The organism is Blautia sp. Marseille-P3201T, assembly GCF_900120295.1.
Classification (GTDB): domain Bacteria; phylum Bacillota; class Clostridia; order Lachnospirales; family Lachnospiraceae; genus Blautia.
Window position 1 is genome coordinate 623,025 of sequence record NZ_LT635469.1, and the last position, 21,259, is coordinate 644,283.

Consider the following 21,259-nt stretch of genomic DNA (forward strand, 5'->3'; position numbering starts at 1 on the left):
GGAGCATAAGAGGATGAAAGTATTAATTATAGGAAGCGGCGGCAGAGAACACGCGATTGCATGGAAAGTTGCAAAAAGTCCAAAGGTAGATAAAATTTACTGTGCGCCGGGAAATGCAGGAATTGCAGAATTTGCAGAATGTGTACCAATCGGCGCTATGGAATTTGAGAAGCTGGCAGCTTTTGCAAAAGAAAACAAAGTAGACTTAACGGTTGTTGGTATGGATGATCCTTTAGTTGGCGGTGTTGTGGATGTTTTTGAAAAAGAAGGATTGCGTGTATTCGGACCAAGAAAGAATGCGGCAATTCTGGAAGGCTCAAAAGCATTTTCTAAAGATTTGATGAAGAAATATAATATCCCTACAGCAGCTTATGAAAATTTTGAAGATGCGGATAAGGCACTTGCTTATCTTCGTGAGAAAGCTGAATTTCCTATTGTATTAAAAGCAGACGGACTGGCTCTTGGGAAAGGTGTTTTAATCTGTAATACATTGGAAGAGGCAGAAGAAGGCGTTCGCACAATTATGCTGGATAAAAAATTCGGTTCTGCAGGAAATACTTTAGTTATTGAAGAGTTTATGACAGGACGTGAAGTATCTGTACTTTCTTTTGTAGATGGAAAAACGATTAAAACTATGACTTCTGCACAGGACCATAAGCGTGCAAAAGACGGAGACGAAGGTTTGAATACAGGGGGAATGGGAACATTCTCACCAAGTCCTTTCTATACAAAAGAAGTGGATGAATTTTGCGAAAAATATGTATATCAGGCAACCGTAGACGCTATGGCAGCAGAAGGCAGAGAATTTAAAGGGATTATTTTCTTTGGTCTGATGCTTACAGAAAAAGGTCCAAAAGTGTTAGAATATAATGCACGTTTCGGTGATCCGGAAGCACAGGTTGTTATTCCAAGACTGAAAAACGACATTGTGGAAGTTTTTGAAGCCTGTGTAGATGGAAAGTTAGATGAAATCGATTTGCAGTTTGAAGATAATGCAGCAGTATGTGTTGTTTTGGCTTCTGATGGTTATCCGGTTTCTTATGAAAAAGGATATCCAATTGAAGGTCTAGAAAACTTTAAGGACAAAGACGGTTACTATGTTTTCCATGCGGGAACAGCTTTTAAAGATGGAAAGATCGTAACAAATGGCGGGCGTGTCTTAGGTGTTACTGCAAAAGGCGCTGACTTAAAAGAAGCAAGAGCCAACGCTTATGAGGCAACAAAATGGATTGACTTCGAAAATAAATATATGCGAAACGATATTGGAAAAGCCATTGATGAAGCATAGGAAGAAGCTGCGAAAGCAGCTTCTTTTTTCTATTCTTTACTAAAAATTCTATTTATGCTATATTAGATATAACAATCTGGAAAGAAGGTGAAGGCATGCTGATTGAAATTGATTTTAACAGTGATGAAGCAATTTATGTACAGCTTTGTAATCAGATTATTATGGGAATTGCCACAGACCAGCTGAAGGTAGGGGAGACGCTTCCTTCTGTAAGACAGCTGGCAGATACCATAGGAATTAACATGCACACAGTAAATAAAGCATATTCTGTATTGAGGCAGGAGGGATTTCTCAGTATAGACAGACGCAGAGGCGCAGTCATTTCCATTGATGTAGATAAAATCAGAGCATTGGAGGAAATGAAGGAAAATCTTTTGCCGGTTCTGGCGAAGGGTTGCTGTAAGAATATTACAAGAGATGAAGTGCATGCCTTAATTGATGAAATTTTTGAAGAATATAAATAGAATAGGAGAGATACATGAAAACGCAATACTCAAAGTGGGCATTAAAGGCTTTGAAGCTGGCAGAAGAGACTGCCAGAAAATGCAGCCATAATTATATTGGAACTGAACACATATTAGCAGGACTTTTGGCTGTGAAAGATGGTACAGCAGGAGAAATCTTAGCAGAAGCAGGTATTACACAAAGTAAATTGATGGAACTTATGGAGAAACTGGTTGTACCTTCTTCAGAGGTATTATTAGAAGAACCCCAGGGATATACGCCTAGAAGCAGAAGGGTACTTGCTAAAGCAGAGGAAGAAGCCCAGAATATGGAGAGTGCAGAGATTGGCACAGAACATATTTTAATTGCAATGTTAAAAGAAAGCGACTGTGTGGGGGCAAGACTTTTGCATACTATGGGAGCCGGTAATCAGAAGCTGTATGCAGAGCTTATGAAAGTTATGGGAAGAGAAGGTACTTTGACAAAAGAAGAGCGGAGTGCCACGCCAATGCTGGATCAGTATGGCAGAGATTTAACAGAAATGGCGGCCATGGGCAAATTAGACCCTGTTGTGGGGAGAGAAAAAGAAATTAATCGTATTATTCAGATTTTGAGCAGAAGAACAAAGAATAATCCTTGTCTGATAGGAGAGCCGGGAGTAGGAAAAACAGCTATTACAGAGGGACTTGCACAGAAAATTGTAAGTGGAATGGTTCCTGAAAATATAGCAGATAAACGTATTCTTGTATTAGATTTGTCTGCAATGGTAGCTGGTTCTAAATATCGAGGAGAATTTGAGGAGAGAATTAAACGTGTTGTTTGGGAGGCTTCTAATGATAAAAGAATTCTTTTATTTTTGGATGAACTTCATACACTTATTGGAGCAGGTGGGGCAGAAGGAGCGTTAGATGCTTCCAATATTTTAAAACCATCTCTTTCCAGAGGAGAAATTCAGCTTATCGGTGCAACAACCATTGAAGAATATCGAAAACATATTGAAAAAGATCCTGCTTTAGAGCGAAGATTTCAGCCGATAATGGTGGAAGAACCGACGAAGGAAGAAGCTGAAGAAATTTTAAAAGGATTAGTACCTTATTACGAAAAACATCATGGTGTTGTTATTGAAGAAGGAGCAGTAAAAGCAGCTGTTTCCATGGGTATACGTTATATTAATGACAGATTTCTTCCTGATAAGGCATTAGATTTATTAGATGAGGCATGTTCAAAAGTGCAGATTTCCGGTTATAAGGTGCCTGATGGACTGATGGAAGCAGAGCTCCGCTTAAGAGATATCTGCGAAGAAAAGGAAGAAGCAGTGAAAAATCAGGACTTCCTTCTTGCAGGAAAGCTGCAGGAGGAGCAGAAGGAAACAGAGGAAACGGTAGAAAAAGCGAGAAAACGCTTTGAAAGACAGCGCAAGAATAAAAAATTGTTTGTTACAGAAGATGATATTGCCTTAGTGGTTGCTCAATGGACGAAAATACCGGTGAAAAAGCTTACAGAAGGTGAGTCTAAAAGGCTGGCAAAATTAGAAAATCAGCTCCATAAACGTGTAATTGGACAGGATGAGGCAGTTACCGCAGTGGCAAAGGCGATTAAACGAGGAAGAGTAGGATTAAAAGATCCCAAGCGTCCTATTGGTTCTTTCCTTTTATTAGGACCTACGGGAGTGGGAAAAACAGAGCTTTCCAAAGCTTTGGCAGAAGCTGTCTTTGGCAGTGAAGATGCGATGATCCGTGTGGATATGTCAGAGTATATGGAAAAACACAGTGTCTCTAAACTGATTGGATCACCTCCGGGATATGTGGGATATGAAGAGGGCGGTCAGTTAAGTGAAAAGGTAAGACGAAGCCCTTATAGTGTTTTACTCTTTGATGAAATTGAGAAAGCACATCCAGATGTATTCAATATTCTTCTTCAGGTACTTGATGACGGTCATATTACTGATGCTCAAGGCAGAAAAGTAGACTTTAAGGAAACTATTATTATTATGACTTCCAATGCAGGAGCGCAGGCGATTGTAGAGCCGAAAAAGCTGGGATTTGGAACAGTAGATGATGCACAGGCTGATTACAGGAAAATGAAAGACAGTGTAATGGAAGAAGTAAAGAGACTCTTTAAGCCGGAGTTTTTAAACCGTATTGATGACATTATCGTATTCCATACTTTGAATAAGGAAGAAATTAAAAAGATTGTAGGACTTCTTTTAAAAGAATTTACAAAACGCTGTAAAACCCAGTTGAATATTGATGTGAAAATTCGCGAGAGTGTGAAAGAATTTATTGGAAAAGAAGGATTTGATCCAAAATATGGAGCACGTCCTTTAAAGAGAGCTATTCAGAGTAAAATAGAAGATGCAATGGCAGAGGAAATTTTAGAAGGCAGGATAAAAGCGGGAGACAGTGTTACCATCAGCTTGTCTAAAGAAAAGGTAAATTTTATTATAAATGTACAAAATGACTAGCAAAATAATAAAATATATGGTAATATTGTTATACCAATACAAGATGCCTGGCAGGCAAAGAAAAAAGTCTGAAAAGACGGAACAATGAAAGACATAAGCGGGAGGACATAACTATGTCAGTAGTAAAAGAATTAATTCGTACAGAAGAAAATGGTAAAATCAGCTTTGGTAACTATGAGTTAGCGCAGAAGTCAAAAGTATCCGACTTTGAGTACGATGGGGATATATACAAAGTAAAAACATATAAGGAAATTACAAAGCTGGAGAGAAACGGTATGTTTGTATATGAATCTGTACCAGGTACTACAGTTTTAGACTTAGATGAAAAAGAAGACAGAATGAACTTTACAGTAGAAGGTCCTCAGGATGCTCAGATTACTGTAGAAATGGAAGAGGATGCCGAGTACAAAATTGTAATCGATGGAGAAGAAGCCGGACAGATGAAGACAAATCTGGGTGGAAAGCTTTCATTTAGTGTGGAACTGGAGCAGGCAGAACAGGTAGCTGTAAGCATTGAAAGAATTTAAGTTTCAGATAAGTAAGAACAAGTAAGACAGGGCTGTCGCACTAAGCAGTATTCGAAATAGGTGAAATATTCGAATATGCACTTAATGCGGCAGCCTCGTTTGTTGGAAAAAGAAAGGGAAAATATGGCAAAAGGGAAAAAAACATTATTTTTCTGTCAAAATTGTGGGTATGAGTCGCCAAAATGGTTGGGACAGTGTCCGGGCTGCAGAGAATGGAATTCTTTTGTAGAGGAAACCGTATCTGTAGCAACAAAAGGAAAAACAACAGCATCTTCAAGCGGTTCAGCAGGAAAGAAGAATGAGCCGGTTATTCTTGCAGATATTTCTATACAGGAAAATGACAGGATAAAAACAGAGATAGAAGAACTGGACAGAGTACTGGGAGGCGGTATTGTTCCCGGCTCTATGGTTCTGGTAGGAGGCGATCCGGGTATTGGAAAGTCTACGCTTCTTCTTCAGGTATGCAGACAGCTTACGGGAAAGGGACATAAAGTTTTATATGTTTCCGGTGAGGAGTCCTTGGGACAGATAAAGCTGAGAGCAAAGAGAATAGGAGAATTTAATGAAAATTTGTTGCTCTTATGTGAGACAAATTTAGAAAGTATTCGCAGTGTGATTGAAAGAGTGAAACCGGAAATGGTAGTAATCGACTCTATTCAGACTATGTATAATGAAGAAGTTTCCTCTGCACCGGGCAGTGTTTCTCAGGTGAGGGAGTCTACAGGTGTTCTCATGCAGATTGCTAAAGGAATGGGGATTTCTGTTTTTATTGTAGGGCATGTTACAAAGGATGGAAGTGTGGCAGGCCCCAGAGTGTTGGAACACATGGTCGACACGGTACTGTATTTCGAAGGGGACAGACAGGTGATTTACCGGATTTTAAGAGGAGTAAAGAACCGATTTGGCTCAACAAATGAAATCGGTGTGTTTGAAATGCGGGAAAAAGGACTTATGGAAGTGAAGAACCCATCTCAGGTTATGCTAAATGGAAGGCCCACCGATGCTTCCGGTACAGCAGTTGTTTGTTCTATAGAAGGTACACGCCCTATTTTAATCGAAATACAGGCCCTTGTTACCAGAACCAATTTTGGATTGCCAAGGAGAACATCAGTAGGGATAGATTATAATCGCGTGAACCTGCTTATGGCAGTTCTGGAAAAAAGAGCAGGGCTTCATCTGGGAGACTGTGATGCCTATGTCAATCTGGCAGGTGGTATGAAACTGGGAGAACCGGCCATTGATTTAGGGGTTGTTCTGGCTATTGTATCCAGTTATAAAAATAAGGTGATTGATGAACAGACTTTGATTTTCGGTGAAGTGGGACTTTCCGGGGAAGTACGTGGTGTCAGTATGGCGGAAAGCAGAGTCAGGGAGGCAGAAAAACTGGGCTTTACTTCCTGTATTATGCCAAAAACAAATGTGGAAAGCTTACAGGGGAAATATAGTATTAAACTTATTGGTGTGGCTAATATTAAAGAGGCAATGAACTATCTTTAAGAGGTAAAATTGAACAAAAATTTTTTTCTGGAAGAAAACTATTTTTACTTTATTTCTCAGAAAAAATGGTGTATTATACTTGAGTAAATGAAATGGATTCCAATATTACAGGAGGAATAGAAGATGGTAAAAGCCGTAGTAGGAGCGAACTGGGGAGACGAAGGCAAAGGTAAAATAACGGATATGCTGGCAAAAGAGGCAGATATTGTAGTACGATTTCAGGGTGGAGCAAATGCCGGACATACAATCGTAAACAATTATGGAAAGTTTGCCCTGCATAGTCTGCCGTCAGGTGTATTTAATGAAAATACAACAAGTATTATCGGAAATGGTGTGGCGTTGAACATACCTGTGCTGTTCCACGAACTTCAGTCAATTGTAGAACAGGGCGTTCCTATGCCTGATATTAAAATATCAGACAGAGCGCAGATTGTGATGTCCTATCATATTAAGTTTGATGAATATGAAGAAGAAAGACTGGCTGGAAAATCTTTTGGCTCTACCAAGTCAGGAATTGCACCATTTTATTCTGATAAATTTGCAAAAATCGGTTTTCAGGTTAGTGAGCTTTTTGAAGATGAGGCTGCTCTTATGGAAAAAGCAGAAAATATCTGTCAGAAGAAAAATGTGGATTTAGAGTATTTATATCACAAACCTCTTTTAAATCCGGTGGATATTGTAAAAGAATTAAAAGAATACAAAGAAATGATTGCACCTTATGTATGTGATGTTTCTCTGCTTTTATGGAATGCTTTAAAAGAAGGTAAAGAAATTTTACTGGAAGGTCAGTTAGGTTCTTTGAAAGATCCGGATCATGGTATTTATCCTATGGTAACATCTTCTTCCACGCTGGCAGCTTATGGGGCAGTGGGTGCAGGAATACCTCCTTATGAAATAAAGAAAATTATTACAGTGTGTAAAGCATATTCCAGCGCAGTAGGTGCAGGGGCTTTTGTATCTGAAATTTTCGGAGAAGAAGCAGATGAACTTCGACGCAGAGGTGGTGACGGCGGTGAATATGGCGCTACTACAGGTCGTCCAAGACGTATGGGCTGGTTTGACTGTGTGGCATCGAAATACGGATGCCGTATTCAGGGAACAACAGATGTTGCTTTTACGGTACTTGATGTTTTGGGATATTTAAAAGAAATTCCTGTATGTGTGGCATATGATATTGACGGAGAAATTACAACAGAATTTCCAACAACAAGTCTTCTGGAAAAGGCAAAACCGGTCATTGAAGTGCTTCCGGGATGGAATTGTGATATCCGTGGTATTAAAAAATATGAGGATTTACCGGAAAACTGCCGTAAATATATTGAATTTGTAGAGGAAAAAATCGGATTTCCGATTACAATGGTTTCTAACGGACCGGGACGTGAAGATATTATTTACAGAGAGAGCAAATAGAGTAAAGAAAAGGAAGCAATGGAAAAATCCACGGCTTCCTTTTTCGTAGTCAACTTATTTTGCGTAGTTGTCAAAATATCCCTGAATATAGATAATTGGAGTTCCCTTATCGCCGGAACCGGAAGTAAGGTCAGCTAAAGAACCTAAAAGGTCGGTAAGACGTCTTGGTGTAGTACCCTGTGTTACCATAGTACCTTTTAAACTTGCTGCTTTCTCATCTTTTTCTGTAATATAATTTTTAATTGCGTCTTTTAATTCGTTTCCTGACAAATCAGCAAAATCATTATCAGCCAGATATTTTAATTTTACTTCGTTTGGAGTACCTTCCAAACCTGCAGTGTAAGCGGGAGATACAACCGGATCAGCCAGTTCCCAGATTTTTCCTACCGGATCTTTAAAGGCACCGTCACCGTATACCATAACTTCTACATTTTTTCCGGTTTTTTCCAACATAGAATTGTGAATAGCAGTAACAACTTCTTCACATTTAATTGGGAAGAGCTTTACAGTATCTTCTGTCGCTTTGTTGGAACCCAGAAGTCCGTAAGCATCATTATAACCGCTGCCGTTGATACTCTTTGTCATAATGTCGTCAAGAGCATATACTTTTTCAGCACCATTTGCTTTTAAAATACGTTTTGTTCTCTGGCGAGTATGAATGTCACAAGCAAGAACGCTTTTTGTGTAGGAGAGGATAGCTTTTGGATTGTTAGCGAAAATAATTTCAACTTCAGCTCCGGCCTCCTGAATAAGCTGTTTGTAATATTCTACATAGTCAACACCTGTAAATACATGTTTTTCATATCCAAACAGTTCTCTGTATTTTTCTTCTGTTAAAACATCAGACCATGGATTTACATTTTTTTCGTCCATAACATCTAAGTCAATGAGGTGATTTCCTACTTCATCAGATGGGTAGCTTAACATGAGCACAATTTTTTTACAGCCCATAGCAATACCTTTTAAACAGATGGAAAAACGATTACGGCTTAAAATAGGGAAAATCACGCCTACGGTATCATCACCGAATTTTTCTTTTACATCAACAGCGATATCTTTTACATTTGCATAGTTACCCTGAGCTCTGGCAACAACTGCTTCTGTAACAGCAATGACGTCTTTATCTTGAATTTCGAAGTTGGCATTTTCAGATGCTTTTAATACACAGTCTACTACGATTTCAGGAAGGTTGTCTCCTTCGCGGATAATCGGTGCACGAACACCTCTTGATATTGTTCCAACCATGCGGTCTATATTTTTCATAACTTTATGTACCTCCATTGGTTTCTTGCAAATTTGCGGGCAAAATTGCCACCTACTTTATAATACGTTGAAATCACTCTGTATGCAAGGGGAATATATGGGTTTTCTGAAAAAATATAGGAAAATCCTGCTATTTTTCTTTCTCTTTTAAGTTTCGAAGGTGCATATATACGGTATTTTTGGAAATTTCCAAAAGTGAGGCCACTTTTAAAACAGCATCTTTGATATTAAAAATTCCCCGTTGGTAAAGCTGAGTAATAATTTCTTTATTTTTATTTTGGACGGAAATAGTAATATCATTCAATACCTGATGTTGGATTTTGTATAAAACATTTTCAATAAGTTCATCTGTGTTGTCTGCAAAGTTTTCTGTGGCAGAGGTACTTTCAGTGAAACTATCAGGCATTTCAGGATAAAATTTTGCCAGTAGGGAGGACAGGGGAATATCGGTATAAAAATTGATGCAGATCAGTCCGATAATACGTTCTCCTTCTCCTGTAATGGGAATAGTACAGGAACGAAGGGGAACTCCTCTTTTGGAATGGTTCATGTAACAGACTGCAGGCTGAGAAGGTTCTTCTTTTATCTGGCTGAGCATAGAAAGGGCTAAATCGGTAATCGGTGCGCCGTTTTTTCTACCGGAATAATGACCATTCACATTTTCGATAACAGAGTGCTGAAGATTTTCAAGACTGTGGAGAATAATTTCATATCCGTCTCCCAGATATTCCCCCAGACTTAAAATCATTTTTTTATAAGAGTTTAAAATAAGCTGCTCTGTTTTTGTAAGTTTTATATAAGGTTTATCATTTGACATAATAATCTCCCAAAGGTTTTGTTTTCTATAATTAAGGTTATTATATTTTGAATTTATGTCTTGTGCAAGAGTGAAAAAAAATTCATTAAAATATATTTACTAAAATATTGTTTAGTGATATGATAAGAAAAAATAAGAAATGCAAAGGAGATTAAGATTATGTTGAAAACAATTTATACACCAAAGGCACCTGCAGCAATTGGACCATATTCACAGGCAGTAGTATGCGGCGATATGCTTTTTACTTCCGGTCAAATTCCGGTAAATCCTGAAACAGGAGAAATTGCAGGAGAAACAATTTCTGAACAGGCTGAACAGGTAATGAAAAATATTGGAGCTGTTTTAGAAGAAGCAGGAACAAATTTTGAAAATGCAGTGAAGACAACTTGCTTTTTGGCAGATATGGGAGATTTTCAGGTGTTTAATGAAATTTATGCAAAGTATTTTGTGAATAAACCTGCACGTTCTTGTGTTGCAGTGAAAACACTTCCGAAGAATGTGTTATGTGAAGTAGAGGTTATTGCGAAACTGTAAATGTTTGGGCAGAAAGAGGTAGTAATGTCAGAAAACAGATTTGATTTTGACACTGTCGTAGACAGGCGTGGGACAAACTGTGCAAAATGGGATACCATGGACAAAAAATATGGAAGCAGAGAGCTTATTCATTTAGGTGTGGCTGATATGGATTTTCCTTCTCCAAAACCTATTCGTGATGTGGTACATCAATGTGCTGAACATGGGATTTTTGGATATACAGATTTAGGTGATGATTTCTATGAAGGTTTTATATCATGGGAAAAACGAATGCACAATGTGGATGTGAAAAGAGAAGAAATCGTATTTTGCTCTCGCATTAATATTTCTGCAGGCCTTTGTGTGGATGCATTTACAGAACCGGGGGAGGAAGTATTACTTCACACTCCGGCTTATGGTCCACTGTATGAGGCGATTTCCAAGAATGACAGAATTGTAGTAAAATGTGGATTAAAATCTCAAAACGGAAAGTACACCATGGATTTACAGCAGATGGAGGCGCAGATAACGGAAAAAACAAAAATGCTTTTATTATGCAGTCCTCATAATCCCGTAGGTCGTGTTTGGACAAAAGAAGAGCTGGAGGCAGTAGGTGAATTTTGTATAAAACATGAACTGCTGTTATTTGTAGATGAAATTCATGGTGATATTACTGCACCGGGAGTAGAGTTTGTATCTGCCTTGTCTTTGTCGGAAGAAGTGCGAAAAAGATTGATTGTTGCATCATCACCTACAAAAACTTTTAATATTCCGGGATTTATTTTATCTTATCTGATTATTCCAAATCAAGAATACAGAGCTGTGGTAAAAAGGGAAATTGACAGAATCGGTATGCATAATCCCACAATCTTTTCAGCAGCAGTAGCAGGTTGTGCGTATCAACAGTGTGATGACTGGTATAAAGCAATGCTGTCTTATATTGATGAGAATGATAAATTTACCAGAGCGTATTTTGCAGAAAAAATGCCGGAATTTTATATTTATCCAAGAGAAGGGACATATCTTTTATGGATGGATTATAAGGAACTGGGTTGTGAAGAAGCAGAATTGGAAAAATGGTTTTTGGAAAAAGCAAAAGTCAGCGTGTATATGGGAACTGTGTTTCAGGAAGAAGGCAGAGGCTGCATTCGACTGAATATAGCAAGTCCCAGAAAATTATTGGAAGAGGCGTATGACAGAATGTACGTTGCATATTGTCATATAAAGAAAAATTAAATATTTAACTTCATTTAGAAAAAAGAGCAGATGAGGTATGTTTTTATTGAAATTATTAGAAACATATTTTGTCTGCTTTTTGTTTGATTAAATATGAAATTTACATGATTTTTATAAAAGAGAGATAACATATTTTACAAAAGAAATTTAAACTTATAGGAGAATAGGGGGAAAAGGAGATGAAAAATAGTTTGAATGATGAAAAAAAATCAGATAAATCGGAGATTGTGCAAATAAATTCACCAATGACGTTGTTAATGTATCAATCGGCTATTGATATTGTAGTGGATCGATTGAAAGCAATTAATATAGAGCTTACAAACAAAAGCGGGCATCATGTAATCAGGGGGATTACAAGCCGAATTAAGTCACCGGAGAGTATTACAAAAAAATTAATAAGAAAAGGTAAAAAAATAGACTATGAGACCGCAGTTGAATCATTAAATGATATTGCAGGAGTACGAGCAGTATCTTATTTTTTTGACGATATTTATCAAATATCTAAAGCTGTAAAAAAGCAGAAAGATTTTACATTGATAAAAGAAAAAGATTATGTGCAAAAACCGAAAAAAAGTGGATATAAAAGTATACATTTAATTGTAAAAGTTCCGGTTGTATTGGACAGTCAGACAACGTATGTAAAAGTAGAAATTCAAATTCGTACTTTTGCAATGGATTATTGGGCAGAATTAGATAGTCAAATGTGTTACAAAAAATCTGCCGATGATATAGAGATGGTTAGACAAGAGAGTAAAAGATACGCAGAGGCAATTACTGCTTTGGATAATAAAATGCTGGAATTTAGAAAAAAAATTGAATTACTAGAAAAAAATAAAGTTTTGTGTGAAACAGATAAGGTGAAGAAATGAAAAAATTGGATTGTTAACAAGCGGGGAAGATTGTCAAGCATTAAATTTATACATTATTGTAGCCGAATGTGTAGGGATATGTTAAGATGATACAACAGAGAAAATCATCAAAACAGAGGAGGAAAAAATTTGAAAAATTTAAAGATAGCAAATAGATTAGAAGCCTCAGAGATTGCATTGGGATGTATGCGAATTACCGGATTGGAAGGGACGGATGAGGTTAGAGAATTAGTAGATACAGCTATGGAACATGGGATTAATTTTTTTGACCATGCTGACATTTATGGAAATGGTGAGTCAGAACATATTTTTGGAGAGGCCATAAAGGGAATACCAAGAGAAAAAATGATTGTCCAGACAAAATGTGGAATTCGTCCGGGGTTATGTTATGATTTTTCTAAGGAACATATTTTGGAATCTGTAGATAAGAGCTTAAAGCGTTTGAATATGGATTACATTGATGTATTGTTATTGCATCGCCCAGATACTTTGATGGAACCGGAAGAAGTTGCAGAGGCTTTTAATATTTTGGAAAAAGAAGGAAAAGTAAGATATTTCGGAGTCAGCAATCAAAATTCTATGCAGATGGAATTGCTTCAGCGTTATTGCAGTCAAAAACTTATCATTAATCAGCTTCAGTTTAGTGTTGCGCACTGTGATATCATTGATTCTGGATTAAATGTGAATGTTCATAATGATGCAGGGTGTGTTCGAGATGGAAGTATTCTGGAGTATTGCAGGTTAAAAGAAGTTACCATTCAGGCATGGTCTCCTTTCCAATATGGATTTTTTGAGGGAGTATTTATCGGAAGTGAAAAATTCCCAGAACTGAATAAAATGCTGGATGAACTGGCAGAGAAATACCATGTAACAAGTAGTGCTATTGCCATTGCTTGGATATTGAGACATCCGGCAGGTATTCAGGCAATTTTGGGAAGTACAAAGAAGCAGAGAATTGCAGAGATTTGTAAGGCAAGTGAAATAAAATTGACAAGAGAAGAGTGGTACGCACTTTATATGGCAGCAGGGAAAAAATTGCCGTAGAGGATATGAAAAAGTACAGAACATATATTCGATTTTGTTCTGTACTTTTATTTTGTGTTTTGATATAATGAGAAAAATGAAATTTGTGACTTTTCGCAATAAAAATTTGTAACGTGAGGAGGAGCTTAAATGGAAAATCAGGGTGAAGTTATTTTTTATAATGCAAATGATGGGTTGACACATATTGAGGTAAAAGTAGAAGATGAAACTGTTTGGCTGACAATAGATCAAATGTAAGAACTGTTTGGAAAAGCTAGATCAACTATAAATGAGCATATTTTAAATGTTTTTTCAGAAGGAGAATTACTTAAATCAGAGTCTGTGAGAAAAATCGGAAATTCCGATTTTTCTACAAAACCTACAAATTATTATAATCTTGATGTGATAATTTCTGTAGGATATCGTGTGAAGTGTTGATTACAACCCGCATAGTGATGAATCAATACGCTTTTTCAAAATTGTACAGAATAAATTGCATTTTGCAGCACATGGTCACATGGCAGCAGAAGTGATATATGAAAGAGCAGATGCAGAGAAATCTTTTATGGGACTAACTTCTTTTTCAGGTGAATTGCCAGCGTTAAAAGATATCAGTATTGCAAAGAATTATCTTTCGGCAGATGAATTGAAGATATTAAATAATCTTGTTTCAGGTTATTTTGATTTAGCTGAAATTAATGCGATTGAACATAAACCAATGTACATGAATGATTATGTAGGCGTATCTGTTGTGATATTATCTATAATAGGAGTCATACATATTGATGGCAGAAATCAAATATCTATGCTTTGGTTATGGTTATTTTCAGCTTTTATCAATAGCGTTATGCAGGAAGTGTTAGTTCGTGGTTACTTGTATCAGATGATAAAAAATAATTACAATACAGTTGCCGCTGTTATTGTATCTACTGGATTATTTACATTTGCACATGGTGGTGCTTTTGAGGCAGGAATACTTCCTGTACTAAATGTTATAACAATGAGTCTTTTCGTGACAGCGGTATTGGAGTACACGGAATCCTTAATTGCTCCGATTGTAATCCATTTTTTATGGAATGGTGTTGGCGCAATTATTTTGGGTGGAGTATCGTTGGCAGAAGATTACCCGCATATGTTTAACATGGTAATTAGTGGAAACTCAATTTACCCGTTGAGCAGATTGTTCATTTTAATCACCTCAAAGTATCGGGAGGAAGAAACGCCTATTTGGCATAAAGGAGAATAAAATGGAATACCAGTACAAACTTCGTCCACATCACGGATTGTGTATCTCCTTTTTCTCAGTGAAAAAGTATAGTGAAAAATATAAAGAAAATAATAGCTGAATTAGAAAACGCTTCAATTGTTTGTGTCACCTTGCAGTCAGATATTTTTTGTGAGGGATGTCCCAGTAGATTACAAGATGGAAGTTGTAGTGTTGCTGATAAGGTTCGAGAATATGATCAAAAGATTCTTGAATTATGTGGATGGAAAGAAGGAATGTTACTTCCGTATTCTGAATTTAAACAAGATATTCATGATAATATTTTGTCTTGTAGAAAGTGTGAAACAATTTGTGGTGATTGTGAATGGAGCGAAATTTGTTACATAAATGGAAGAAAAAATAAAAAGCTAATATGTTGGATTAATGAACAAGATAAAATATTGTCTTTTCACCAAGAAGAAGGATTTGTGCAAAAGGAATTTACAGACAGAGACGAGCTTCGATGCTTCTTGCTTGCAGTGTATGGAGGATATTGCAGGGGAGCATATAGATACAGATAATGAGTACATGTATTACTATTCGGTTGAATTTATAAAATAGCACTAATAAAAAGAAGAGGATGTCACGTAATCTGCTTTGATTCGTTGGCATCCTTTTTTTGACATTTAGTTTTTATGACATTATAGATTTCATAACCTATTTCTTATTTTTCGGTATTCTCTTGGCGAATATCCTTTCAGCTTGTGGAAAAGCCGGCTGAAATAAAGCTGATTATCATACCCGACGATTTTAGAAATTTCATTGATGGAATAGGTTGTTGTTTCAAGTAACATCTGGGCATTGTTAATTCGGATTCCCACAATAAACTGCATTGGTGTAGAACCTGTGTATTTTTTGAAGTTTCGGATAAACCAGCTGACACTCATTCCACGTGAGGCAGCATAATCATCTATGCTAATATTCTGGTTATAATTTTCACTGAAAAAGGTAACTGCGTTATCCATCTCGTGATCCAGGTATTCATTTTTCGAGATATGTTCCCTGGTCAGTTCCCGATGAAAGATGATAAGAAGATGACGGAGCAGAAGGACAAGCATTTCCTCATAATTATCTTGGCAACGCTGAAGCTCGATGATAATACGCTTGAAAATCTGTTCGTATTCCATAGAGGTTCCGACCTGAAATACACGCTCTTTATCCGGGAATCCATATTGCCGTAGGATATTTTTTACATTGTTGCCTGTAAAATGAATCCAGTATACTTCTGTCTTATCTTTTCCATAATATTCATATTTCTGAAGTTCCTTCGGTCTGTACAGTACAATATTACCGGCGGGGACAATCGTTTCGTTATCCACATTGTCAAAATGAAAATGCCCACAACCAGCAGTGATATAGATAATCTGATAATCCAGGCGTCCCCTTGGACGGTAGGTTGGTAACTTTGGATGGCTGGAAAGGCGGTAAGTACCGCAACTTCCTACAACCAGTGGGCGACTTTTGTCTTTGAAATCCATATGGGAGTGGTTTAAATAACCGGTGTTCATATACATATGGTAGCACCTCTTTTACTTTTTTTGTTATTGTATCATTTAGTGCATATTTTGTCTAATCCAATTCATAGACATGTTTTGCAGATTAGGATAAGATATATATATATATATATATATATATATATATATATATATATAGCAAAACAGAGAAGCGTAAACATAAAAGTAAAAGACAAGGTTTGCTGTGGAAAAACAAAGTGCAAAAAAATGTATATGTATTAAAGGAGAGTTATTTATGATTGTACCACGTTATTATGAGGATTTAAGCGTACTGCATGAAAATACAATGCCAGCCAGAGCCTATTTTATTCCGGCATCCAAAAGAATGGATAACCTGGTGGAGCACAGGGAAGAGTCAGACCGAATGCAGTTATTGAACGGAACTTGGAAGTTCCAGTATTTTAACAGTATCTATGATGTTCAGGAACCCTTCTTTGAGAAAGATTATGATACAGAAAATTTTGATGAGATTCAGGTTCCGAGTGTATGGCAGATGGCAGGATATGACACACATCAGTATACAAACATCAGGTATCCGTTCCCATTTGATCCACCGTATGTACCACAGGATATTCCATGTGGAACATATGCACATACCTTTGTTTATCACAAAGATGAAAATGCACCAAAAGCTTTCTTGAATTTTGAAGGAGTAGACAGTTGCTTTTATGTATGGATCAATGGCTCTTATGTAGGGTATAGCCAGGTTTCACATATGACCAGTGAGTTTGATATCACCGACCTCCTTCGGGACGGAGAGAACAGCATAGCGGTTCTGGTCATGAAGTGGTGTGATGGTTCCTATTTGGAAGATCAGGACAAATTCCGTATGAGTGGTATTTTCCGGGATGTGTACATTTTGAAACGCCCAAAACAGGCAATCAGTGATTATCATATTAAAACAAGAATTGAGGATATGCTTGCGAAAGTAGAAATTGAAATGAAATTCTACTCTCCGTTAAATGTAAAAATTTCGATTGAAGATAGAAACGGAGCAGTTGTAGCACTAGGAAGTATTGCTGAAGAAGGAACAGCTGTATTAGAAATCGCAAGTCCGGAACTTTGGAATACAGAAAATCCATATCTATATAAACTGATTCTTGAAACAGAGAATGAAGTAATTGTAGATCACATTGCATTAAGAAAGATAGAGATTAAAGACCAGGTTATTTATTTAAATGGACAGAAGATTAAATTCCGTGGTGTCAATCGACATGATTCTGATCCGGTTACTGGATTTACAATCAATCCGGAACAGATTACAACCGATCTTACGTTAATGAAGCAGCATAATTTTAATGCGATCCGTTCCAGCCACTATCCGAACGCACCATTTTTCTATGAAATGTGTGACAAGTATGGATTCATGGTAATAGATGAAGCAGATATTGAAGCTCATGGCCCATTTATGATCTACAGAAAAGAAGACACCGATTACAATCGGTTCAAACGATGGAATGAGAAGATTGCAGATGATCCGGTATGGGAAGAGGCAATCGTTGATCGAGTAAAACTCATGGTGGAACGTGACAAAAACCGTTTCTGTATTGTTATGTGGTCAATGGGAAATGAGAGTGCTTATGGCTGCAACTTTGAAAAAGCACTGGAATGGACAAAGAATTTTGATCCAGACCGTATCACACAATATGAGAGTGCAAGATATCGTAATTATGATGAAACATATGATTACAGCAATCTGGATGTGTACAGTCGGATGTACCCAGCGCTTTCCGAAATTCAGGAATATCTGGATAAAGATGGAAGCAAACCCTTCCTTTTGGTAGAGTACTGTCACAGCATGGGAAACGGACCTGGAGATTTTGAAGATTACTTCCAGATGATTCAGGATAATGATAAAATGTGCGGCGGCTTTGTCTGGGAATGGTGTGACCATGCGATTGCTCATGGAACTGCTGAGAATGGAAAGACTATATATGCTTATGGGGGCGACCATGGCGAAGAAATTCATGATGGCAACTTCTGTATGGATGGATTAGTATATCCGGACAGAACGGTACATACAGGACTTTTGGAATACAAGAATGTTTATCGCCCGGCAAGGGTTATTTCCTATGACAAAGAAAGCGGAGAACTGGTGCTTCATAACTACATGGATTTTGATGACTTGAAAGATTATGTGAAGATCAGTTATGAACTGACGCAGGACGGGCTTGTAATCAGCAAAGGTAAACTTCCAGAAGTTTCAGCAGCACCACACAGTGAAGGAAAAATAAACCTTAAAATCAATGTGCCAGAGAGTGGAAAATGTTATTTAAAATTTATTTACCATCTGAAAAAGGAATTGCCACTGTTGGATGAAGACCATATTCTTGGATTTGATGAAATTGAGGTAAGCAAAGACGGTGCAAAATGTAAACTTGCTGAGAAATGGCTACAAAAAACAGCAGTGGACTCTGAGTTACAGGTAAATGAAAATGATACACAGATCCATATCAAGGGGCGTGAATTTGCTTATACCATAGACAAACGTACTGCACTCTTTACAGAGATGAAATTCGCAGGGCGGGAATACTTGAACCATCCGATGGAATTAAATATTTGGAGAGCTCCAACAGATAACGATATGTACATCAAGTCTGAATGGAAGAAAGCCCATTATGATAAAGCTTATACAAGAGCTTACACGACAGAGGTCGTGCAGGGAAAGCATGGTGTGAAAATTACAAGCCATGCATCCGTTGTGGCAGAGACAGTACAGAAGATTCTTGATGTGACGATCACATGGAAAATAGAAGCTGCTGGAAAGATTGATGCAGATATTGCAGTAACAAAAGATGATGAATTTCCGGACCTGCCAAGATTTGGTGTGAGGATGTTCCTGGATAAAAAACTTTCAGCTGTAAGATACTTTGGAATGGGACCACAGGAAAGCTATTGTGACAAACATCAGGCTGCGAGCCACGGTTTGTATCAGGCAAATGTAGATGATTTGCATGAGGATTATATTCGCCCACAGGAAAATGGAAGCCATTATGATTGTGAATATGTAGAGCTTAACAACAGCCGATATGGAATTGTGGCATCCGCAGAAAAGGCATTTTCATTCAATGCTTCTTATTATACACAGGAAGAACTTGAGAAGAAAACGCATAATTATGAACTGATAGAATCAGATAGTGTAGTATTCTGTGTTGACTACGCATTAAATGGCATTGGTTCTAATAGTTGTGGTCCAGTTGTATTGGAGCAGTACCGATTTGATGATGTATTATTCCGGTTTCAGTTTACACTGATACCGTATGTAAAGGGGTAATAAAGTTTCATGTAACCCGTAAACAAGGAAAGAGAGTCTGATTGTTATGTAAAGTCCGGATATACAGAGCAATCAGACAAAATAAGTGCGATGAAGATGAGGAGCAAAGAAATTCGATGGAAGAAAAAAAGTATTTGAAATGGTATAACAAAATTGGATATGGATCAGGCGATATTGCAGGTAATGTAGTCTATGCGTTCCTGACATCTTTTATGATGGTCTATTTGACGGACTCAGTAGGACTTGCTGCAGGTGTCGTAGGTACCCTGATTGCCGTATCAAAACTATTTGATGGTTTTACAGATATATTTTTTGGATCAATGATTGACAAAACACACAGTAAAATGGGAAAAGCGAAACCCTGGATGCTATACGGATATATTGGTTGTGCCATTACGCTGGTCGGCTGCTTTGCAGTACCGGTGAGTTTGGGAACAACGGCTAAATATGCATGGTTCTTTATTTCTTATACACTGTTAAATGGTGTGTTTTATACAGCAAACAATATTGCTTATTCAGCACTTACGTCATTGATTACAAAGAACAGCAAAGAGCGTGTGCAGATGGGATCTTACCGTTTTATTTTTGCGTTTTCAACAAGTCTTCTGATTCAGGCAATTACAGTTGGATTTGTAGATAAATGTGGTGGAGATGCTGCAGCATGGAGAACGGTTGCTATTATCTATGCAATCATTGGTCTTGTCGTAAATACGATTTCAGCACTTTCTGTTAAGGAACTTCCTGAGGAAGAACTTAACGAAGGAGAAGTAAAGGATGATAATGAAAAGTACGGAATGGTACATGCATTCAAGCTTCTTGTTAAAAACAAATATTACATGATGATTTGTGGAACATATATTTTACAGCAGTTATATGGTGCCATGATTGGAGCTGGCATTTATTACATGACATGGGTACTGAAAAATAAGAATTTGTTTGGACAATTTGCATGGGCAGTAAATATTCCACTGATCATTGCCCTGATTTTCACACCGACATTAGTTGGTAAGTGGAAAGGTATGTATAAACTGAACTTAAGAGGTTATGTCTTAGCAGTCATCGGTAGAGCACTTGTTGTTGTTGCAGGATATATGGGCAGTGTTCCGCTGATGATGGCATTTACAGCTCTTGCAGCCTTAGGTCAGGGACCATGGCAGGGAGATATGAATGCAGTTATCGCATCCTGCTCTGAATACACTTATCTTACACAGGGAAAGAGAATTGACGGAACGATGTACTCTTGTACTTCTCTTGGCGTAAAAATCGGTGGAGGTATTGGAACCGCTGTTGTTGGATGGATGCTTGAGTTCAGTGGATATGTTGGAACAAATGCAACTCAGCCACAGTCTGCACTTGACATGATGCAGTTTATGTATCTTTGGCTTCCGTTAATCTTTGATGTATTGATTATGTTTGTACTTTCAAGAATGAATGTAGAAGATGCAAATAAAAAACTGAAAGCAGAAAAGGGAATTGCTGCAGATGAAGTAACAGATGCATCAGACATAAATTAGAATTGACAGGAGAAAGCGTTGTCTGGTCATTGCTCGATGAGACAGTGCTTTTTTCTATATATAAAGTGATTGAACTGTATTTTGAAAATAAAAAAGGACCACTTCATTTTTGTGAAATGGCCTTAAGAAAATATTCAGTTTTCACAAAATAGTCCTTTTAGTATTTATACATGGTAAGGATGCTCAAAATATTCAGTGTAGAATACTAAAAGGTCATTCAGATATTTTTTTAGGTTGCTCATTTGCAATTCCTCCTTTCCTTATTTACAAGTCGATTATAAGATAGGTGTAAAAGGATTGCTTGCCAAATCGAAAGAAGATATAGACAAATGTTGCAAAGGG

At 37.4% G+C, this 21,259-nt stretch carries 17 protein-coding genes; 14 read left to right on the plus strand and 3 right to left on the minus strand.

The features are described 5' to 3' along the window. The first annotated feature begins 13 nt into the window (after positions 1 to 13). From purD to BQ7352_RS08055, 6 genes are all read left to right on the plus strand, one after another. On the plus strand, positions 14 to 1,288 hold the full coding sequence (gene purD / locus BQ7352_RS08030; RefSeq protein ID WP_072448517.1) for a phosphoribosylamine--glycine ligase: 1,275 nt from the start codon (positions 14 to 16) through the stop codon (positions 1,286 to 1,288). 95 nt (positions 1,289 to 1,383) lie between these two features. Further along, complete coding sequence (locus BQ7352_RS08035; RefSeq protein WP_072448520.1) at positions 1,384 to 1,752, plus strand: GntR family transcriptional regulator; 369 nt, start codon at positions 1,384 to 1,386, stop codon at positions 1,750 to 1,752. Between the two features lie 14 nt (positions 1,753 to 1,766). After that, positions 1,767 to 4,196, plus strand: coding sequence for an ATP-dependent Clp protease ATP-binding subunit (locus BQ7352_RS08040; RefSeq protein ID WP_072448523.1), 2,430 nt, complete (start codon positions 1,767 to 1,769; stop codon positions 4,194 to 4,196). A 113-nt stretch (positions 4,197 to 4,309) separates the two neighbouring features. Next, entirely contained in the window at positions 4,310 to 4,723 is a 414-nt protein-coding gene (locus tag BQ7352_RS08045) for an endosialidase (RefSeq protein ID WP_072448526.1), read from the plus strand. A 123-nt stretch (positions 4,724 to 4,846) separates the two neighbouring features. After that, positions 4,847 to 6,220 (plus strand): DNA repair protein RadA, encoded by a 1,374-nt coding sequence (gene radA / locus BQ7352_RS08050; protein WP_072448685.1) that lies wholly within the window; start codon positions 4,847 to 4,849, stop codon positions 6,218 to 6,220. Between the two features lie 123 nt (positions 6,221 to 6,343). Further along, a complete protein-coding gene (locus tag BQ7352_RS08055; protein WP_072448529.1) occupies positions 6,344 to 7,630 on the plus strand; it encodes an adenylosuccinate synthase in 1,287 nt (428 codons plus the stop codon). Positions 7,631 to 7,684: 54 nt separating this feature from the next. On the opposite strand, the gene BQ7352_RS08060 is transcribed toward BQ7352_RS08055, so the two are convergent. Together BQ7352_RS08060 and BQ7352_RS08065 are read right to left on the minus strand one after the other, a co-directional pair. Further along, positions 7,685 to 8,884: a coenzyme F420-0:L-glutamate ligase gene (locus BQ7352_RS08060; protein ID WP_143143388.1), complete on the minus strand. Its 1,200-nt coding sequence runs from the start codon at positions 8,882 to 8,884 to the stop codon at positions 7,685 to 7,687. 139 nt (positions 8,885 to 9,023) lie between these two features. Continuing rightward, positions 9,024 to 9,710, minus strand: coding sequence for a helix-turn-helix transcriptional regulator (locus BQ7352_RS08065; protein WP_072448532.1), 687 nt, complete (start codon positions 9,708 to 9,710; stop codon positions 9,024 to 9,026). A 159-nt stretch (positions 9,711 to 9,869) separates the two neighbouring features. Between BQ7352_RS08065 and BQ7352_RS08070 the strand changes: the two genes are divergently transcribed. The 6 genes from BQ7352_RS08070 (at position 9,870) to BQ7352_RS08095 (ending at position 15,136) form a co-directional block, all read left to right on the plus strand. Beyond that, positions 9,870 to 10,244 carry a RidA family protein gene (locus BQ7352_RS08070; protein ID WP_072448535.1) on the plus strand — a complete coding sequence of 125 codons (375 nt, stop codon included), beginning with the start codon at positions 9,870 to 9,872 and terminating at the stop codon, positions 10,242 to 10,244. Positions 10,245 to 10,268: 24 nt separating this feature from the next. Further along, entirely contained in the window at positions 10,269 to 11,459 is a 1,191-nt protein-coding gene (locus BQ7352_RS08075; protein ID WP_072448686.1) for a MalY/PatB family protein, read from the plus strand. Between the two features lie 179 nt (positions 11,460 to 11,638). Then, on the plus strand, positions 11,639 to 12,328 hold the full coding sequence (locus BQ7352_RS08080; protein WP_072448537.1) for a GTP pyrophosphokinase: 690 nt from the start codon (positions 11,639 to 11,641) through the stop codon (positions 12,326 to 12,328). Between the two features lie 129 nt (positions 12,329 to 12,457). After that, positions 12,458 to 13,372, plus strand: coding sequence for an aldo/keto reductase (locus BQ7352_RS08085; RefSeq protein WP_072448539.1), 915 nt, complete (start codon positions 12,458 to 12,460; stop codon positions 13,370 to 13,372). A 457-nt stretch (positions 13,373 to 13,829) separates the two neighbouring features. Beyond that, positions 13,830 to 14,597, plus strand: a complete 768-nt coding sequence (gene rhuM / locus BQ7352_RS15165; protein ID WP_334292708.1) for a RhuM family protein — start codon at positions 13,830 to 13,832, stop codon at positions 14,595 to 14,597. Between the two features lie 71 nt (positions 14,598 to 14,668). Continuing rightward, positions 14,669 to 15,136, plus strand: coding sequence for a DUF1284 domain-containing protein (locus tag BQ7352_RS08095; protein ID WP_242948556.1), 468 nt, complete (start codon positions 14,669 to 14,671; stop codon positions 15,134 to 15,136). A 129-nt stretch (positions 15,137 to 15,265) separates the two neighbouring features. Here the strand turns inward: BQ7352_RS08095 and BQ7352_RS08100 are convergent, their stop codons facing one another. Further along, positions 15,266 to 16,129, minus strand: coding sequence for an AraC family transcriptional regulator (locus tag BQ7352_RS08100; RefSeq protein ID WP_072448542.1), 864 nt, complete (start codon positions 16,127 to 16,129; stop codon positions 15,266 to 15,268). 235 nt (positions 16,130 to 16,364) lie between these two features. Here BQ7352_RS08100 and BQ7352_RS08105 point away from each other — a divergent pair, with 235 nt between their 5' ends. Both BQ7352_RS08105 and BQ7352_RS08110 read left to right on the plus strand, forming a co-directional pair. After that, on the plus strand, positions 16,365 to 19,403 hold the full coding sequence (locus BQ7352_RS08105; protein WP_072448544.1) for a glycoside hydrolase family 2 TIM barrel-domain containing protein: 3,039 nt from the start codon (positions 16,365 to 16,367) through the stop codon (positions 19,401 to 19,403). Between the two features lie 116 nt (positions 19,404 to 19,519). Beyond that, positions 19,520 to 20,917, plus strand: coding sequence for an MFS transporter (locus BQ7352_RS08110; RefSeq protein WP_009246441.1), 1,398 nt, complete (start codon positions 19,520 to 19,522; stop codon positions 20,915 to 20,917). Positions 20,918 to 21,259: the final 342 nt, after the last annotated feature.

Excerpts from the sequence above, each read along its gene's own strand:
- BQ7352_RS08105 (WP_072448544.1), top strand. The coding sequence starts at position 16,365 with ATGATTGTACCACGTTATTATGAGGATTTAAGCGTACTGCATGAAAAT.
- BQ7352_RS08100 (WP_072448542.1), bottom strand. The coding sequence starts at position 16,129 with ATGTATATGAACACCGGTTATTTAAACCACTCCCATATGGATTTCAAA.
- BQ7352_RS08045 (WP_072448526.1), top strand. The coding sequence starts at position 4,310 with ATGTCAGTAGTAAAAGAATTAATTCGTACAGAAGAAAATGGTAAAATC.
- BQ7352_RS08110 (WP_009246441.1), top strand. The coding sequence starts at position 19,520 with ATGGAAGAAAAAAAGTATTTGAAATGGTATAACAAAATTGGATATGGA.
- BQ7352_RS08040 (WP_072448523.1), top strand. The coding sequence starts at position 1,767 with ATGAAAACGCAATACTCAAAGTGGGCATTAAAGGCTTTGAAGCTGGCA.
- BQ7352_RS08055 (WP_072448529.1), top strand. The coding sequence starts at position 6,344 with ATGGTAAAAGCCGTAGTAGGAGCGAACTGGGGAGACGAAGGCAAAGGT.
- BQ7352_RS08070 (WP_072448535.1), top strand. The coding sequence starts at position 9,870 with ATGTTGAAAACAATTTATACACCAAAGGCACCTGCAGCAATTGGACCA.
- BQ7352_RS08080 (WP_072448537.1), top strand. The coding sequence starts at position 11,639 with ATGAAAAATAGTTTGAATGATGAAAAAAAATCAGATAAATCGGAGATT.
- radA (WP_072448685.1), top strand. The coding sequence starts at position 4,847 with ATGGCAAAAGGGAAAAAAACATTATTTTTCTGTCAAAATTGTGGGTAT.
- purD (WP_072448517.1), top strand. The coding sequence starts at position 14 with ATGAAAGTATTAATTATAGGAAGCGGCGGCAGAGAACACGCGATTGCA.
- BQ7352_RS08065 (WP_072448532.1), bottom strand. The coding sequence starts at position 9,710 with ATGTCAAATGATAAACCTTATATAAAACTTACAAAAACAGAGCAGCTT.
- BQ7352_RS08035 (WP_072448520.1), top strand. The coding sequence starts at position 1,384 with ATGCTGATTGAAATTGATTTTAACAGTGATGAAGCAATTTATGTACAG.
- BQ7352_RS08075 (WP_072448686.1), top strand. The coding sequence starts at position 10,269 with ATGTCAGAAAACAGATTTGATTTTGACACTGTCGTAGACAGGCGTGGG.